The sequence below is a fragment of the Lentzea sp. genome, assembly GCF_035525475.1.
Classification (GTDB): domain Bacteria; phylum Actinomycetota; class Actinomycetes; order Mycobacteriales; family Pseudonocardiaceae; genus Lentzea.
This window is the reverse complement of record NZ_DATLEC010000050.1, coordinates 20,182-36,234: the sequence shown is the minus strand read 5'-3', so window position 1 is coordinate 36,234 and position 16,053 is coordinate 20,182. Positions and strand designations below refer to the sequence as shown.

16 protein-coding genes are annotated in these 16,053 nt (G+C 70.7%); 4 read left to right on the top strand and 12 right to left on the bottom strand.

Features of this window, described 5'->3' with window-relative positions:
* Window positions 1-27 precede the first annotated feature (27 nt).
* On the bottom strand, window positions 28-1,815 hold the full coding sequence (gene cysC / locus VM306_RS08865; RefSeq protein WP_325512888.1) for an adenylyl-sulfate kinase: 1,788 nt from the start codon (window positions 1,813-1,815) through the stop codon (window positions 28-30).
* Entirely contained in the window at window positions 1,815-2,744 is a 930-nt protein-coding gene (cysD, locus tag VM306_RS08860) for a sulfate adenylyltransferase subunit CysD (RefSeq protein WP_325512886.1), read from the bottom strand. The genes cysC and cysD overlap by 1 nt, the downstream gene beginning before the upstream one ends.
* Window positions 2,745-2,797: 53 nt before the next feature.
* On the opposite strand from cysD, the gene VM306_RS08855 reads away from it, so the two are divergent.
* Window positions 2,798-3,412, top strand: a complete 615-nt coding sequence (locus VM306_RS08855) for a TetR/AcrR family transcriptional regulator (protein WP_325512884.1) — start codon at window positions 2,798-2,800, stop codon at window positions 3,410-3,412.
* On the opposite strand, the gene VM306_RS08850 is transcribed toward VM306_RS08855, so the two are convergent.
* The 8 genes from VM306_RS08850 to VM306_RS08815 form a co-directional block, all read right to left on the bottom strand.
* Window positions 3,399-3,992 (bottom strand): cysteine dioxygenase family protein, encoded by a 594-nt coding sequence (locus tag VM306_RS08850; RefSeq protein WP_325512882.1) that lies wholly within the window; start codon window positions 3,990-3,992, stop codon window positions 3,399-3,401. The two genes, VM306_RS08855 and VM306_RS08850, sit on opposite strands and share 14 nt — an antisense overlap.
* A 29-nt stretch (window positions 3,993-4,021) precedes the next feature.
* Window positions 4,022-5,017: a YeiH family protein gene (locus tag VM306_RS08845; protein ID WP_325512880.1), complete on the bottom strand. Its 996-nt coding sequence runs from the start codon at window positions 5,015-5,017 to the stop codon at window positions 4,022-4,024.
* A 68-nt stretch (window positions 5,018-5,085) separates the two neighbouring features.
* Entirely contained in the window at window positions 5,086-5,991 is a 906-nt protein-coding gene (locus VM306_RS08840; protein WP_325512878.1) for a LysR family transcriptional regulator, read from the bottom strand.
* 16 nt (window positions 5,992-6,007) lie between these two features.
* Window positions 6,008-6,649, bottom strand: a complete 642-nt coding sequence (locus VM306_RS08835; protein ID WP_325512876.1) for a hypothetical protein — start codon at window positions 6,647-6,649, stop codon at window positions 6,008-6,010.
* A 67-nt stretch (window positions 6,650-6,716) separates the two neighbouring features.
* Window positions 6,717-8,432 (bottom strand): S8 family peptidase, encoded by a 1,716-nt coding sequence (locus VM306_RS08830; RefSeq protein WP_325512874.1) that lies wholly within the window; start codon window positions 8,430-8,432, stop codon window positions 6,717-6,719.
* Between the two features lie 145 nt (window positions 8,433-8,577).
* Complete coding sequence (locus VM306_RS08825; protein ID WP_325512872.1) at window positions 8,578-9,645, bottom strand: alpha/beta hydrolase; 1,068 nt, start codon at window positions 9,643-9,645, stop codon at window positions 8,578-8,580.
* An 80-nt stretch (window positions 9,646-9,725) separates the two neighbouring features.
* Window positions 9,726-11,027, bottom strand: a complete 1,302-nt coding sequence (locus tag VM306_RS08820) for a cytochrome P450 (protein ID WP_325512870.1) — start codon at window positions 11,025-11,027, stop codon at window positions 9,726-9,728.
* Between the two features lie 49 nt (window positions 11,028-11,076).
* Window positions 11,077-11,817, bottom strand: a complete 741-nt coding sequence (locus tag VM306_RS08815; RefSeq protein ID WP_325512868.1) for a DeoR/GlpR family DNA-binding transcription regulator — start codon at window positions 11,815-11,817, stop codon at window positions 11,077-11,079.
* Window positions 11,818-11,865: 48 nt separating this feature from the next.
* On the opposite strand from VM306_RS08815, the gene VM306_RS08810 reads away from it, so the two are divergent.
* On the top strand, window positions 11,866-12,228 hold the full coding sequence (locus VM306_RS08810; protein WP_325512866.1) for a DUF4406 domain-containing protein: 363 nt from the start codon (window positions 11,866-11,868) through the stop codon (window positions 12,226-12,228).
* Here VM306_RS08810 and VM306_RS08805 read toward each other — a convergent pair.
* The gene (locus tag VM306_RS08805; protein ID WP_325512864.1) at window positions 12,225-12,821 is read right to left on the bottom strand and encodes a phosphoribosylanthranilate isomerase; all 597 of its coding nucleotides are present in this window, start codon (window positions 12,819-12,821) and stop codon (window positions 12,225-12,227) included. The genes VM306_RS08810 and VM306_RS08805 overlap by 4 nt on opposite strands.
* A gap of 87 nt (window positions 12,822-12,908) precedes the next feature.
* Here VM306_RS08805 and VM306_RS08800 point away from each other — a divergent pair, with 87 nt between their 5' ends.
* Complete coding sequence (locus VM306_RS08800) at window positions 12,909-14,633, top strand: L-aspartate oxidase (RefSeq protein ID WP_325512862.1); 1,725 nt, start codon at window positions 12,909-12,911, stop codon at window positions 14,631-14,633.
* Window positions 14,634-14,677: 44 nt separating this feature from the next.
* Here VM306_RS08800 and VM306_RS08795 read toward each other — a convergent pair whose 3' ends face one another.
* Window positions 14,678-15,097 carry a cupin domain-containing protein gene (locus VM306_RS08795; protein ID WP_325512860.1) on the bottom strand — a complete coding sequence of 140 codons (420 nt, stop codon included), beginning with the start codon at window positions 15,095-15,097 and terminating at the stop codon, window positions 14,678-14,680.
* A 100-nt stretch (window positions 15,098-15,197) separates the two neighbouring features.
* Between VM306_RS08795 and VM306_RS08790 the strand changes: the two genes are divergently transcribed.
* Window positions 15,198-16,001 carry a hypothetical protein gene (locus tag VM306_RS08790; protein WP_325512858.1) on the top strand — a complete coding sequence of 268 codons (804 nt, stop codon included), beginning with the start codon at window positions 15,198-15,200 and terminating at the stop codon, window positions 15,999-16,001.
* Window positions 16,002-16,053 lie beyond the last annotated feature (52 nt).

Below are 16,053 nucleotides of genomic sequence, written 5' to 3'. Positions count from 1 at the left end.
CTGAAGCTACACGATTCTGGACAACGTTCAACAGACGCCGAGCGCACGCAGCCGTGCGACCACGACCTCGGCGGCGGCCTCGGGGAGCAGTGCCGTCGTGTCGAGCCTGACCTCGGGTGAGAGCGGGGGTTCGTAGGGCGAGTCGATACCGGTGAAGTTCGGGAGCTCACCGCGCCTGGCCTTGCGGTACAGGCCTTTCGGGTCGCGCTGCTCCGCGACCTCCAGTGGGGTGTCGACGAAGACCTCGCAGAACTCGTTCTCGCCGACCAGGTCCCGCGCCATCGCCCGTTCCGCCCGGAACGGCGAGATGAACGAGACCAGCACGATCAGCCCGGCGTCGACCATCAGCGCGGCGACCTCGGCGATGCGCCGGACGTTCTCGACGCGGTCGGCGTCGCTGAAGCCGAGGTCGGAGTTCAGGCCGTGCCGGACGTTGTCGCCGTCCAGCAGGAACGTGTGCCTGCCCTCGGCGTGCAACGCCTTCTCGACCAGGTCGGCGATCGTGGACTTGCCCGCGCCGGACAGCCCTGTCAGCCACACCACGCACGGCCGGTGCCCGTTGCGTTCGGCCCGCGCCTCCTTGTCGACGGTGAGGGTCTGCCAGCGGACGTTCGTCGGGCTCAGCGCGAAGTCGATCATCCCGGCGCCGACCGTGGCGTTGGAGAGCCTGTCCAGCACGACGAACGAGCCGAGGTCGCGGTCGGTGCGGTAGCCCTCAAACGGCACGGGCGCGTCGAAGTGCACGTTGTCGACGCCGATCTCGTTGAGCTGCAAGGCTTTCGTCGCCGTGAACCCGACCGTGCGCGCACCGATCTTGGCGAGGTACTGACGGCCCGGCAGCAGACCCGTTTCGTTCAGCCACACGAGGTGCGCCTGGAACGAGCTCGCGACGCCCGGCGGGTCGGAAGCGGCGGCCAGCACGTCGCCGCGGCTCGCGTCCACGTCGTCGGCCAGCACGACCGTGACCGACGCCCCGGTCGGTGCCTCCACCAGGTCGCCGTCCATCGTCACGATCCGGGCCACCGAGGTGGTCTGCCCGCCGAGGCGCACTGTCTCGCCGCGCCTCAGCGGCCCGCGCACCACGCGTCCGGACAGGCCCCGGAACGTCGCGTCCGGCCGGTTGACCCACTGCACGAGGAAGCGGAAGGGACCGTCTCGTCTCGCGGCGGGCTCGACCTCCTCCAGCCACTGCAGCAGTGTCGGTCCGTCGTACCAGGGCGTGAGCTCGCTGCGGCCGACCACGTTGACGCCCTCGGTCGCCGACATCGGCACGCAGGTGATCTCGGCGAAGCCCAGCTCCCGGGCGAACTCCGCGAACGAAGCGCTGACCTCCTCGAAGACATCCCGGTCATAACCCAGGAGGTCGAGCTTGTTCACCGCCAACGCCACGTGCCGGATCCCCAGCAGTGAGACGATCCGCGCGTGCCGGCGGGTCTGGCTGAGAACGCCCTTGCGCGCGTCGAGCAGGATCACCGCGGCGTCGGCGGTGGAGGCCCCGGTGACCATGTTGCGGGTGTACTGCTCGTGGCCCGGCGTGTCCGCGACGATGAACCGCCGCGCCTCGGTCGCGAAGAACCGGTACGCGACGTCGATGGTGATGCCCTGCTCGCGTTCCGCGGCCAATCCGTCGACGAGGAGCGCGAAGTCCAGCTCACCACCACGGGTGCCCACGCGCCGTGAGTCGGCTTCCAGCGCGGCGAGGTGGTCCGCGTACAGCAGCTTCGACTCGTACAGCAACCGCCCGATCAGCGTGCTCTTGCCGTCGTCGACGCTGCCGCAGGTGATGAACCGCAGCGATGATCTCCGGAGCTCCATCAGAAGTAGCCCTCCCGCTTCTTGCGCTCCATCGACCCGCTCTGGTCGTGGTCGATCAGCCTGCCCTGGCGCTCGGACGTCGTCGCGGTCCGCATCTCCTCGACGATCTCGGCCACGGTCCGCGCCTCGCTGCGCACCGCGCCGGTCAGCGGGTAGCAGCCGAGAGTCCGGAACCGGACCAGCTCCAGGCGCGGCTCCTCGTGCAGCGGCATGCGCCCGTCGTCGACCATGATCAGCATGCCGTCGCGGTCGACCACGGGCCGCGGGGCGGCGAAGTACAGCGGCACCACCGGGATCCGCTCGCGTTCGACGTACCGCCACACGTCGAGCTCGGTCCAGTTGGACAGCGGGAACACCCGGATGCTCTCGCCGGGCGCGACCCGCGTGTTGTAGAGCCGCCACAGCTCCGGCCGCTGGTTCTTCGGGTCCCACCGGTGCTGCGCGGTGCGGAACGAGAACACCCTCTCCTTGGCGCGCGAGGCCTCCTCGTCGCGCCGCGCGCCGCCGAACGCGAGGTCGAACCGGTGCTCGTCGAGCGCCTGGCGCAGTCCCTGGGTCTTCCACAGGTCGGTGTGCCGCGCGGAGCCGTGGTCGAAGGGGTTGATGCCCGCCGCCACGCAGTCCGGGTTGCGGTGCACGATCAGCTCCAGGCCGAGCTCCGCGGCGGTGGCGTCGCGGAAGGCGATCATCTCGCGGAACTTCCACGTGGTGTCGACGTGCAGCAGCGGGAACGGGGGCTTCGACGGGTAGAAGGCCTTGCGCGCCAGGTGGAGCAGCACCGAGCTGTCCTTGCCGATCGAGTACAGCAGCACCGGCCGCTCGCTCTCCGCCACGGCCTCGCGGAACACGTCGATGCTGTCGGCCTCGAGGGTGTCCAGGTGGTTCACGCGATCATCCCTTGTTCGGGTCGTGACCCACGGTAGAGTCAATCCGAACAACGTTCAATATGGTTCTGAACGTTGTTCGAAGTAGGCTCCGGGAGGTGAGCACCGAGCAGACGGCGTGGGGTGACGCGGAAGGCAGGCGGCGGGACATCCTGTCGTCTGCCGAGCTGATCCTGGAGCAGCAGGGCTACGCGGGCCTGACCATGCGCGCGATCGCGGTGGGGGCGAGCGTCAGCTCCGGCACCGTGTACCAGTACTTCTCCGGCAAGGAGGACGTGTTCGCGGCGTTGATGGAACGGCGCCTGGACGAGCTGCAGCGCGCGCTCGCGTCGGTCGACAGGAGCCTCGGCATCGTCGGTGTGCTGAAGGAGGTCCAGCCGCTGGTCACCGACTTCTGGCGCAGGTTCGGGCGCTCGGCGGCCCAGTGGGAGGCCAAGGTGCTCTCCGGCGGCCGCCGGGGCAAGGAGGTCGCCGGGTCGGCGCAGGACTACCGCAAGACGCTCAAGGCGCTCGCGAAGGCGTTGCGGGAGACCGCCGCGGAGTCAGGCCAGACGCTGGTCGACGACCCCGCGATGCCGCACTGGGTGTGGGACACGCTGATCGGCCTCGCGGACGACCTGCTGCTGCAGGGCGCGCGCATCAACAGGGTCAAGCCCGCTCAGCTGGTCGACTTCGCGTGCGCGGCGATCGAGCGGGGCATCACCGTTCGCTGAGGGATTGGTCGCTGAGGGATTGGTCGCTGAGGGATTGGTCGCTGACGGGCTGGTCGCTGACGGGCTGGTCGTAGCGCCGCCGGATGCTGGTGCCCAGCAGCCCGATGTCCGCCCCGTAGACGTGGATCGAGATCGCCACCGAGCTGGAGTTGTTGCACACCTTGTGGATGTCGCCCGGCGGCACCAGGTACGCCGCCACGCCTTCCGGGGTCCTGTTGACGCGCAACGGGATCAGCCGGTCCCCGTGCAACCGGTAGGTGGTCTCCTCCTCCTCGCCGACGTACGTGCCGACGACGCACCACGACACGTGGTCGTGGATGCAGGTCTCCTGGCCCGGCAGCCAGATCAGCGCGACGACCGAGAAGCTCCCGTCCGGTTCGACGTGCAGCACGTGCTGGCGGTAGGCGTTCGGGTCGGGCTCCCGCTGCGCCACGCTCAGCAGGAACGGGTCGGTCAGGTGCCCGGCGAGCGTCCGCGACACCCGTGCGGCGACAGCGGAGTCGTCACCGCCGCGCGTGATCGCGGCCCGGAGTGAGCCCACCAGAAGCGTGGCCGTGGGGGAGAGCAGGCTGTGCGTCATGAGCGGGTCCTCCTTCAGGGGAACGGAGATCAGCCGATCAACACCGTGCCCGTCAGCACCAGGACGATGATCACCACGGTGGAAAGCAGGCCCAGCAGCAACACCGCCGGACCGGAGCGCATCAGAGAACGCAGGCGCACAGCGGTGCCGAGCGCGAACATGCCCGCCGCCAGCAGCACGTTGTCCACGAACGTCGCCGTCGTCAGCACGACGTCCGGCAGCAGGCCGGTCGCGCGCACCGCCGCCATCGCGAGGAAACCGATCACGAACAACGGCACGAGAGGCGGGCGTTGCCCAGTGGTCGGGTACTTGAGCCGTTCGGCGAAGCTCACCGCGGCGAGCATCGGCGCGAGCAGCACCACTCGCGTCAGCTTCACCGCCACGGCGATGGCCAACGCGCCGGTGACGGGTCCGGCGGCGGCCACGACCTGCGCGACCTCGTGCACGCTGCCGCCCGCCCACACCCCGTACTGCGTGGGGGAGAGGCTGGTGAGCGAGTACAGCGCGGGCAGGCTGAACATCGCGATCGTGCCGAAGAGGGTGACCAGCCCGAGGGCCTTGGCCACGTCCTCCTCGTCCTGCTCGCGCACGCTGTTCATCGCGGCGACCGCGGAGGCGCCGCAGATCGAGAACCCGGTCGCGATCAGCAACGACAGACCCTCGCTGACCCCGAGCACCCGGCCGAGCCACCGCGTCACCACGAACGTGACGACCACGGCCACGACCGCGAGCACCAGGATCTCGTAGCCGAGCTTCAGGACGTCCTGGAAGACCAGCTTCAGCCCGAGCAGCACGACACCGAGACGCAGCATGCGACGGCCGGCGAGCTTGATGCCGGGAGCGACCGACGGCGGCAGCGTCACGACGTTGGCCACCACCGCGCCGAGCAGCACCGCGACGGTCAGCGCGCTGACCGAGGGCTGCACCAGGGACACGATCATCGCGATCGCGACGCCACCACCGACGAGGACGAGTCCGGGCAGCACCGAGCCGGTTGTGCGCGGAGTGGTCCTGGTGATCCCCATGACCCCACGGTGGCGGCCGCGGCCTATGCGCAGTAGAGGGCCATCTCTTGGAGACGTATAAGGCGCGCTTATGCCTTCGCGGCCGAGGCCGAGATGAGCGCGTCCACGGTGGCCCGCATGATCGGCAGACGGATCAGGTCGGGCCACGTGTAGAGGGCCGTGAGCCGTTCCGCCGACGACTCCACGTCGACCGCCGTCAGGCCCGGGTGCTGCAGGAACGACAGCAGCAGCCGCGGCACGAGCGCCACGCCCAGCCCGGCCGTGACGAGGCTCTGGATCGCCAGGTTGTCGTCGGTGGAGCAGGTGATGTCGGGAACGAACCCGGCGGCCGCGCACGCCTGGTGCACGGCGCGCTGGCACCGGACACAACCGGCGATCCAGCGTTCCTCCGCGGTTTCCGCGAGTGAGACCCGACCGCGGCCGGCGAGCCGGTGCCCGGCCGGGACGAGCAACGCGAGCGGTTCCCGCAGCAACGGCACCCGCAGCATCCCGGTGACCGCCGTCTCGTCCTGCGGCTCGTCCTGGTAGCTGAAGCTGATCACCAGGTCGACCTCGCCGCGGCGCAGCAGCGCGAACGAGTCCGGCGGTTCCTCTTCGACCAGCTCCAGGCGCAGGTGGGGACGCTCCCCCGCCAGGATCGCCGCCGCGGCGGGCACGAGCGCGACGTTGGCGCTGGGGAACGCGCAGATGCGGATGGTGCCGATGTCGTGCGTCGCGATCGCGCTGACCTGCTGGTGGGTCGTCGCGAGCTGGTCGAGCAGGCTCGACCCCCGTTCCGCGAGGATCCGCCCGGCCTCGGTGAGGTGCAGCCCGCGGCCCGTGCGCACGAACAACGGCCCGCCCACCTGCCGCTCCAGCGCGCGCATCTGCTGGCTCACGGCCGGTTGGCTGCAGTGCAGCTGACGTGCGGCCGCGCTGAAGGAGCCGGTCCTGGCCACCGTCGCGAAGACCTCGAGCTGCCGGGTGTCGAACATACCGGCACTGTAGGTCTCATCTCCCGGTGACGAGCGAGCCGAGCGTCGAGGACCCGTGCTCGCCGCAGTGCCGGCGCGAGGCGTCGAGCGTGATCGGCTCCTCCGCCTCGTCCTGCCGGCCGACCTGCCCGAAGAGCCGCCGGAGCACCTCCACCTGCTCGTCGCCGCCCGCCCGCAGGAAGTCGTCGCAGCTCGACCGGATGGTGAGCCGGTCGTCCTGCGGCATCAGGTCCACGGGCCCGAAGACGAAGAGCAGCGCCACGACGATCGAGAGGCCGAACGCGATGGCGGCGCCACCCGACGAGGTCTTCTTCGGCGAGAGCCACGTCCGCGCCTGCTCGATGAACGGCTCGGCGGGGGAGAGGTCGGCGTCGATCCAGAACTCGACGCTGTCACCGCCGGTCACGTCGAACTGGACGTGCCCGGCGGCGAGCATGATGCGCATGATCGCGGTCCGCTCGTAGGAGCCGGACCAGAACGGGTCGGGCCGCACCAGCACGAGCCGGTCGGGCAGCAGGAACACCACGTCGCGCTCACCCCTCGCGAGGCGCGCGGTCTGGCCCGGCTGGACGACGGCACCCGCCAGCCGGGCCAGAACCAGGTCGTGCTCGTGCTCGTCGAGGGCCTGCGAGGCCATCGACCACAGGTCGGGTTCCACGTTACTGCTATCGCTGCAGGTGGGGACCTGAGTTAGCCGTGCCGGCCGACTTTCGTCCGAATGCCGGTCAGAAAGTCAGCTTCCACGAGTCGACGTACCCGGTGTCCTGCCTCGCGACGTCCTGGACCTGGAGCTTCCAGGTGCCGTTCGCGACCTCGCTGGACGCGTTGACCGCGTAGGTCGCCACGACGTTGTCGGCCGAGTCGCCGTTGGAGGCCTTCAGCCGGTACGCCGTGCCGTCCGGGGCGATCAGGTCGATGACCAGGTCACCCCGGTAGGTGTGGACGATGCTGACGTCGACCTTGAGCGTCGCGGGAGCGTTGCCCGTGACGCCGGAGACCGTGATCGGGCTGGTGACGGCCGCGCCGGCGTCCGGGATCGCGACGTCGGCGGTGTTCTCGAACGAGGGGCCGGGAGGCGTGCCGGCGCCGACGGCGGCGAGCGCGTCGACGCGGCCCTCGCCGAAGAAGTTGTTCTTGGCCGTCGTGCCGGCGCACCGGCTGTCCGTGCAGCTCAGGTCGTCCGCCTGGGTGGCGAGCAGGGCACGGAGACCGGCCGGGGTGGCCGTCGGGTTGGCCGACTTGAGCAGTGCCGCCACGCCCGCGACGTGCGGGGAGGCCATCGACGTGCCGGACTTGGAGCCGTAGAGGCCGCCGGGGACCGTGGAGTAGACGCTGTCGCCGGGCGCCGCGACGTGGATCTTGTCGGTGCCGTAGTTGGAGAACGACGACTTGCCGTTCGTCGAGGTGATCGACGCGACGCTGACGACGCCGGAGACCTCGGTCGGCACGCTCAGGCACGAGTTCGTGATGGTGCGCTGCGCCGGCGTGGAGTCGTTCGGGCTGGTCGTGTCACGGGTCTTGCTCGCGAGGTTGTAGTTCTCGTTGCCCGCCGCCGCGACGTTCAGCACGCCCTTGCCCTCGGCGTACGCCACGGCCCGCTTCACGCCTTCCAGGATCGCGTCCTGGTCGGCGTTGTCCGGGCAGTTGAACAGCCACGGGTCGGTGTAGTAGCTGTTGTTGGTGACCTCGAAGCCGCGGTCACCGGAGAAGACCATGGCGCAGATGGTGTTCTCGGCGAAGAACAGCCCGCTCGGCTTCTCCGCGATGCGCACCGAGGCGATCTTCACGCCAGGCGCGACACCCACCATGCCACGACCGTTCTTGGCCGCCGCGATCGTGCCCGCGACGTGCGTGCCGTGCGTGTCCGTGTCCCGCCACGACCCGGTGCGCGTGTCGAGTTTGCCGTAGGCGCACGAGGCGGAGTTGGCCGCGTCGAAGTTGTTCTTGAGGTCGTCGTGCAGGTCGTCGACGCCCGTGTCGAGCACGCCGACGGTGACGTTCGGCGTGCCCTGGTTGACCGCCCACGCCTTGTCGGCGCCGATCTGCGTCATGTCCGTGCGCAACGGCTCGGTCGTCGCCGGCGTCGCCTGCGAGGGCGCGGCCGGGATCGGCGGGTTGGCCGCCTCGGCAGGGATGTCCGACGTGCGCGTGGCGCCGACCTTCTGCACGCCACTGACCGCACGCATCTTCGTCGCGAAATCGGTCGCACCCGAGTGCGCGACGATAACGCCGATCGCGTCGTAGGTGCTCCACACCGTGCCGCTGTTGCTCGCGATCGCCTGGGTGGCTCCGGCCGTGGCTCCCGGCGCCGTGATGACCAGGTACGCGCGTGTGCCCGCGAGAGGCGCCGCGGCGGCGGGGGTCGCCGCAGTCAGGACGCCGGCGCCCACGACCGCGGCGATGGCCGCGGTGCGCAGGCGTGAACGTGAACGCAGAAACACTGTTCCTCCAACACTTCCTAGCGGGCGATGCCCGCGCGTGATGCGCGGGTGCAGGGGCCCGTCGCCTGTAATGGAGGAGGTCGCGGGGGATTCAGGACGCGCGATCCGAGAAATGCCCCGTTCGGCTCACGTCGAACGTCGCACGTCAGGCGTGCAGGAGCCGGACGAAGTGGTTCATGTCGGCCTGCACGCACGGCTCCTCGGCGTGCTTGCCCGTGCAGCCCGGTGCCCAGCCGCTGCCGTCGCCGTAGTCGGAGAGGTGGAACGGGATGTTCGCCGCGGTGAGGTTGGTGGCGGTGGTCAGGGCGGTCTCCCTGGCCCGGTTCTCCAGCACGGCCTGGATCGGGTTGACGGTCAGGTCGCCGCCGTTGCCGGTGTACAGCGCGATCTTCATGCCCCTCAGCGATGCGACGTGGTGGGCGGGGCTCTGGGCGTTCCAGACGCCGTCGAACGGCCAGACCGGCGGCCCGAAGATCGCGTCCACGCCGACCGTCGGCGTGCCGGAGGCGGGGTTGACCAGCGTGGCGGTGACCGCCGCGCGGATCTCGGAGTTCCGCAGGTCGAGGCCACCGGAGAAGCTGCCGGCGGCGCTGAAGAGGTCAGGACGGTGCTCGGCGTAGTGGAGCGCGCCAAAGCCGCCCATCGAGTGCCCGACGATCGCCCGCGAGGCCCTGGTGGCGATCGTGTTCAGGTTGGCGTCGACGAACGGGATCACCTGGTCGAGGTGGAAGGTCTCCCAGTTCTGCGGACCCGCGGCGCCGGGGTTGACCCAGTTCGAGTACCAGCCGCGGCCACTGCCGTTGGGCTGCACGGTGATCAGCCCGACGTCCCTGGTCGCGTTCTCGACCACGCGCTGGTTCCACGCGGCGTCGGGACGGTCGGGGTGCCCGTGCAGGTAGTACTGCACGGGATAGCGCGCGCTCGGGTCGTAGGTGGCCGGCAGGGTGACGACGATCTTGTGCTTGCCGGGTTCCTGGCCTGCCAGCAGGGTCGGGGCAGGCACCTGGTCCGTGGCGACGCTGAAGACGAACGTGCGGTGGTTGCCGTCCACCCACCGCGGCTGGTCCGTGACGGTGAGGCCGAAGCCGTCGGCGAACCGGGGCGGCGCGGGCTCGGCGGCCCGCACGTACGGGCTGGACAGCACCAGGGCGATGGTCAGGGTGGTCAGGAGGATGGTTCCGCGTTCGGCTGCGGTGCGGAGTCGGATCGACATGGTCCGGATCGTGGTGCTCGCGGGCGTGCGTGGACAGGCCAGGCGACCGGCCATCGGTGGCCGGTGGGTGTGAGCAGGGCTTATCCGAGGGTGGCCGGCAGGCTTTCGAAGCCGCGCAGAATGCGGGTCGGGCGGCGGCGCGCGCCGGGCAGGAGCCGCAGGTCCGGGAAGCGCTCGAAGATCGTGCGCAGGCCGATCTCGCCCTCCATGCGGGCGAGCTGGGCGCCGAGGCAGTAGTGCCGGCCCGCGCCGAACGAGACGTGGTCGCGCGCGTTCGGGCGGGTGACGTCGAACGCCGCCGGGTTCTCGAAGACGGAGGGGTCGCGGTTGGCGCCCGCGAGCACCGTGGTGACGAGCTGGCCGCGGCGGACCGGGACGCCGGCGACCGTCGTGTCGCGGGCGCACATGCGGCCGGTCAGCAGGACCGGCGGGTCGAAGCGCAGGACCTCGTCGACGGCGTTGCTCCACAGTTCCGGGCGCGTGCGGGCGGCTTCGAGCTGGGAGGGGTGCCCGGTGAGCAGGGAGATGCCGTTGCCGAGGAGGTTGACGGTGGTCTCGAAACCGGCGGCCAGCACCAGGCCCGCGGTGGCCTTGAGCTCGCGTTCGGTGAGACCCTCGCCGTCCTCGCGGGCGGTGATCAGGCGGCTGAGCAGGTTGTCGCCGGGATCGCGGCGCAACGTGTCGATGTGGTGGCTCAGCCAGGCGTCGAACGTGCTCAGCGTGGTCTCGACGCTGCGGAACACGCGCCACGACAGGCCGAGGTCCAGGCTGGGCGCCGCCGCCGCGCCGAGGGCCAGGACGGTCGCGCGTTCGCGGGGCGGCACGCCGAGGATCTCGCTGATCACGGTGACCGGCAGCAGGCCGCAGTAGGTCTCGATCAGGTCGGCGGGGCGGGCAGGGTCGAGGTCGTCGAGCAGCTCGTCGGCGATCTCCTGGGTGCGGGCGCGCAGCTGTTCGACGGCGCGGGCGGTGAAGACGCGGGTGACGAGCTTGCGGTAGCGGGTGTGCGAGGGCGGCTCGACGGCCAGCAGTGACGGCGGGCGGACGGGGTGCATCACGTCCGTGTCCGACCACGCGGCGAGCTTGCCGAGGATGCCGGCGCCGAACCGCGGGCGCGCCGTCACGAAGGAGTCGTCGGACAGGACGGCCTTGACGACCTCGTGCCGGGTCGTGGTGTGGCCGACCTGCGTCGCGGCGAGCGGGCCGCGGGAGCGGATCTCGTCGAACAGGCCGGTCAGGTCGGCGCCGGTGGTGGCCTCGACCGTGATGCGGCCCTGCAGGTCGCCGCGGCGGGCGGCCACGCGCAGCACCGTGCGCGGCAGTGCGTGGCCGATGCCCCAGCGCACCGCGGGTTTGACGTGCTGATCAGCCAGGCTCGTCACGGTTCGCAGCGTGACCGGTACGCCGCTCCGAGTCAATGTCGCCGAGTGCTCACGCCGGGATGACCGGCACCTCGAGGTTCCGCACGATCTCGGTGTCCGAGTCCGTGACGATCCCGGCGACCTCGGCGAACGGCAGCACCGAGAACCGCGACGCCGTCCCGATCTTCTCGGAGCTGGCCAGCACGTAGGTGTCGGCCGCCTGACGCGCGAGCGCGCGCTTCATCGCGGCCTCGTCCGCGTCGCCGGTCGTGAGGCCTGCCTCGGGATGCACGCCCGTGACGCCGAGCAGGAACACGTCGGCGTGCACACCCCGTGCGGCTTCGGCAGCAGCAGCGCCACACGCGACCATCGAATGCTTGAACAGGCGTCCGCCGATCACATAGACGTCCACGCTCCGATGCTCCTCCAACGCGCTCGCGATCGTCGGACTGTGCGTGACGACCGTGGCTTCGAGGTCCAGCGGTAGCGCGCGCACCACGGCGAGAGTGGTCGTGCCGCCGTCGAGGATCACGGTGCTGCCTGGCGCGATCAACGCGGCCGCCGCCCGTGCGACCCGTTGCTTGCCATCGACCTCAACGCCCTGACGTGTCGCGTAGTCGGCGATAGCGGGGGATACCGGCAGTGCGCCGCCGTACACGCGTTGGCACAGCCCTGCCGCCGCGAGATCACGCAGGTCACGCCGGATCGTGTCCTCGGAGATGCCGACTTCGACGGCGAGGTCCTTGGCCACGATCCGGCCGTCCGTGCGCAGGCGTTCGAGCAGCAGGTCACGGCGCTGGGCGGCAAGCATGCACGTTTCTCCTTGTTTTTGCCGAGTCTTGCATATTATGGTCGCGGCATGTTGATTCTGATCGCGGGCCCCTACCGCTCGGGCACGGGGGACGACCCGGCCCTGATGGCGCGCAACCTCGAACGGCTGGAGGAGGCGGCGTGGCCGATCTTCCGCAGCGGCCACGTGCCGATGATCGGAGAGTGGGTGGCCCTGCCGGTGCTGCGCGGCGCCGGGGGCTCGTCACCCGCGGACCCGATCGCGTCGGAGATCATGTACCCGACCGCGGAACGGCTGCTCCGGCACTGCGACGCGGTGCTGCGGCTGCCGGGCGAGTCGACGGGCGCGGACGAGGACGTGCGGATGGCACGGGAGCGTGGGCTGCCCGTGTACGAACGGGTCGAGGAGATCCCGGGATACCGCGCGGCCTAGGCTCGCGCGGCGGCGACGAACTCGCGCATCCGGCCGTGGTCCTTCACGCCGCGGCTCGACTCGATGCCGCTCGACACGTCGACGCCCCACGGCCGGGCGGCGCTGATCGCACCGGCGACCGTCTCCGGGGCCAGCCCGCCCGCCAGCACCCACCTGCCCGACGGGCGCTTCTCGTCGAGCCTCGTGATGTCCCACTGCTCACCGGACCCGGCGACCGGCGAGTCGATCAGCAGCAGTTCTTCGCCGAACGCGCCGGTGCGCACGTCCGTGCCCGGCCCGAGGGCGGTGGCCCTGACCAGCTGGAACGGCCGACCGGCCAGCTCGTCGAACGCTTCCTTGGGGTAGTCGCCGTGCAGCTGCAACGCGCGGACGCCGGTCTTCAAGGCCAACTCGCCGGCTTCGGCGGCTGCGATGCCACGCACGACGGCGACGGTCAGCACGTGGTCCGGCACGGCCGCGACGAGAGTGCGTGCGAGGTCCACGTCGATCTGGCGCGGGCTGGTGGTGAGCACGAAACCGACGGCATCGGCCCCGGTCTCGACCGCGACGGCGACATCGGACTCGGTGCGCAGGCCGCACAGCTTCACGAACACGGCACCCAGTCTAGTGTCGCGGCCAACAGTCACGAATCGCGGCGCTACCCGGTCCTACCTGTAGGGACACGGGCAACGGAGGCCGCGATGACAGAGCACCGAACAGCCACCTCGGTACTGGTGATCGGCACGGGCGGCGCGGGACTGCGCGCCGCCATCGAGCTCGCCGAGCGCGGGGTCGACGTGCTGGTCGTCGGCAAGCGCCCCAGGGCCGACGCGCACACCGCGCTCGCCGCCGGGGGCATCAACGCGGCGCTGGCCACCATGGACGAGGAAGACACCTGGCAGCAGCACGCTGCCGACACCATCAAGGAGAGCTACCTCCTCGCGAACCCCGACATCGTGCGGATCGTCGCCGAGCAGGCGCCGCGCGGCATCGCCGACCTCGAACGGTGGGGCATGCCGTTCGCGCGGGAGACGGACGGTCGCATCTCGCAACGGTTCTTCGGCGCGCACACGTTCCGCCGCACGTCGTTCGCCGGCGACTACACAGGTCTGGAAATCCAGCGCACGCTCGTGAACCGGGCCGCGCAGCTGAACATCCCGATCCACGACTCGTGCTACATCACGCGGATCCTGGTGCGGGACAACGTGGTGTTCGGCGCGTACGGGTTCGACCTGAACACCGGCACACGGCACGTCTTCCACGCCGACGCCGTGATCCTCGCCGCGGGCGGGCACACCCGGATCTGGCGCCGCACGTCCTCCCGGCGTGACGAGAACACCGGCGACTCGTTCCGCCTCGCCGTGCTCGCGGGCGGCCGGATCCGGGACCCCGAGCTGGTGCAGTTCCACCCGTCCGGCCTGCTCGAACCCGAGAACGCGGCGGGGACCCTGGTGTCGGAGGCCGCACGCGGCGAGGGCGGCATCCTCATGAACGCGGACGGGGAGCGGTTCATGGCCCGCTACGACCCGCAGCGCATGGAACTGTCCACACGCGACAGAGTGGCGCTCGCCGCGTACACCGAGATCAAGGAAGGCCGTGGCACCCCCAACGGCGGCGTGTGGCTGGACGTCTCGCACCTGCCGCGCGAGCAGATCATGCGCCGGCTGCCCAGGGTGTACCAGACGCTGCTCGAACTGCAGATGAAGGACATCACCCGCGAGGCCGTGGAGATCGCGCCGACGGCGCACTACTCGATGGGCGGCGTGTGGGTGTCGCCCGCCGACCACTCGACGGGCGTGGAGGGCCTGTACGCGATCGGCGAGGCGTCCAGCGGCCTGCACGGCGCGAACCGGCTCGGCGGCAACTCGCTCATCGAGCTGCTGGTGTACGGGCGCATCGTCGGCGAGGCGGCCGCCGAGTACTCCGCCGCGCTGGAAGCGCAGCGACGTTCGCGCAGCGCGCTGGCCGAAGCAAGGTCCGAAGTGGACGGTGTGCTCAACGCCGACGGTCCGGAGAACGTCCGTGCCCTGCAACGCTCGCTGCGCGACACGATGACCGAGCACGCGGGCGTCGTGCGCGACGAAACGGGCCTGCGCAAGGGACTCGCGGAGCTGGACGAGCTCGAAGCCCGGATCCGCGACGTCGGTGTGCACCCGGACCTCGCCGGTTTCCAGGACCTCGCCCACGCCTTCGACCTGCTGGCGTCGGCGATGTCGGCCCGCGCCACCCTGGAGTGCGCGCTGGAACGACGGGAGACCCGGGGTTGCCACAACCGGTCGGACTTCCCGGACCTCGATCCGGCGCAGCAGGTGAACCTCGTGTGGACCGGACCCGGCAGGATCGAGCGGGAGGGGATTCCCGCCGTGCCGGAGGAGATCGCGTCGCTGATGAGGGACGTCGACACGGCCGGCAAGCTGGTCGAGTGAACGCCGAGGGGGCGGGAACCGCGCGGTTCCCGCCCCCTCGCCCGTCACGGCCGCGGTGCCCGCCGGTGCTCGCGCGCTTTCAGCTCGTCCGGCTCCACGACCGTCAGCATCGGCTGACCGGGTGCGCAGAACATCGTGACCACGAAAGCGGATTCCTCGTCGTCGAGGTGGTTGCCGTCCTGGTAGTGGATGACGTCTCCGCCCGGCTCCCAGAACGTCCCGCCCGCGTGGACGACCCGCTCCGGCTCGCCTTCGAGCTCGAAGACGATGGCGCCCTTCACGACGTAGCCGTACGCGGGGCCGGAATGCCGGTGCGGCGGCGCGCCGGGGCTGCCGGGCGGCAGCGTCACGAGGATCGTCATCGCCTCGGCGCCGTCCGGGATCTGCGGCGCTCCCGGCACGGTGCCGATGACCTCGATCCGCGGCGGCGGGCCGCTCCTGTCCACATGCTGTTCAAGGCTCATGTCAGTGAAGACCGGACAGCCCACCGGCGTGTGACACGAGCCGGAACGATCTTCCTCCCGCGTGCGTCGAACCGCGCGTCGCCGCCGGAGAGGAACGCCGTTGTCCGACGAGAACTGGCCGGAGTCGGTCGCCGGGTGGGAGCTGTCCCGCGACGGCCGCCACGAGAACTACCGCAAGCGCATGGCCAACGGCATCACGGTCCACGCTCGGTGGGACGGTGAGGCGGGCGTGGTCGAGGCCCGCGTCGACCCGACCGGCATCGGCCGCACGCTCACCAGCAGCCGCAAGGAGTTCCGCGACAAGGAGGCGTTCTTCACCGCCGCCCGGCTCGTCGTCGACATGGCCGCGAACCTGCCGTCGTTCCGCATGGGCGCCGAGACCCACGCCGAGCACGTGCTGACCGGTGAGGTGGCCGGCAACGTCGACGCCGTGCCGGGGTCGGGCGGTGTGCCGGAGGCGGAGCTGACGTTCACGCTCACCGACGGGCGCTCGGTCACGTTGATCCTCGACGAGGAGCAGGCGAACGACCTGACGTCGAGCATCTACTCGCTCAGCAAGCACGTGTGGTCCGAGTACCACGACGAGGAGGAGGACACCTACGAGGACGCGCGCGAGGCCGTCCCGGAGGTGGCCGAGGTGCCGGACGTCAGCGAGGCCGACGCCGGTCCGGACACCGGGCACGAGCTGATGACCGTGCTGGAACAGCGGTTCGGCGTCACGCAGGACTTCCTGCTGGCCCACGTCGACTGGTCGGCGCTGGTCGTCGTCGGCGAACCCGCCGTCAGCACGCTGCTCGACCGCGCGGACGACCTGGCCGAGGCCATCGCGCCCGGCTGGTTCCCCGCGGCGGTGGAACGCCCCGGCGAGGTGTGGGTCGTGCTGCACCGGGCGTTCCGGGGCTAACGCCGCGCCGTCTCGCGACGATCACCGGGCATGCCCTTCTGGTGGCACTTCA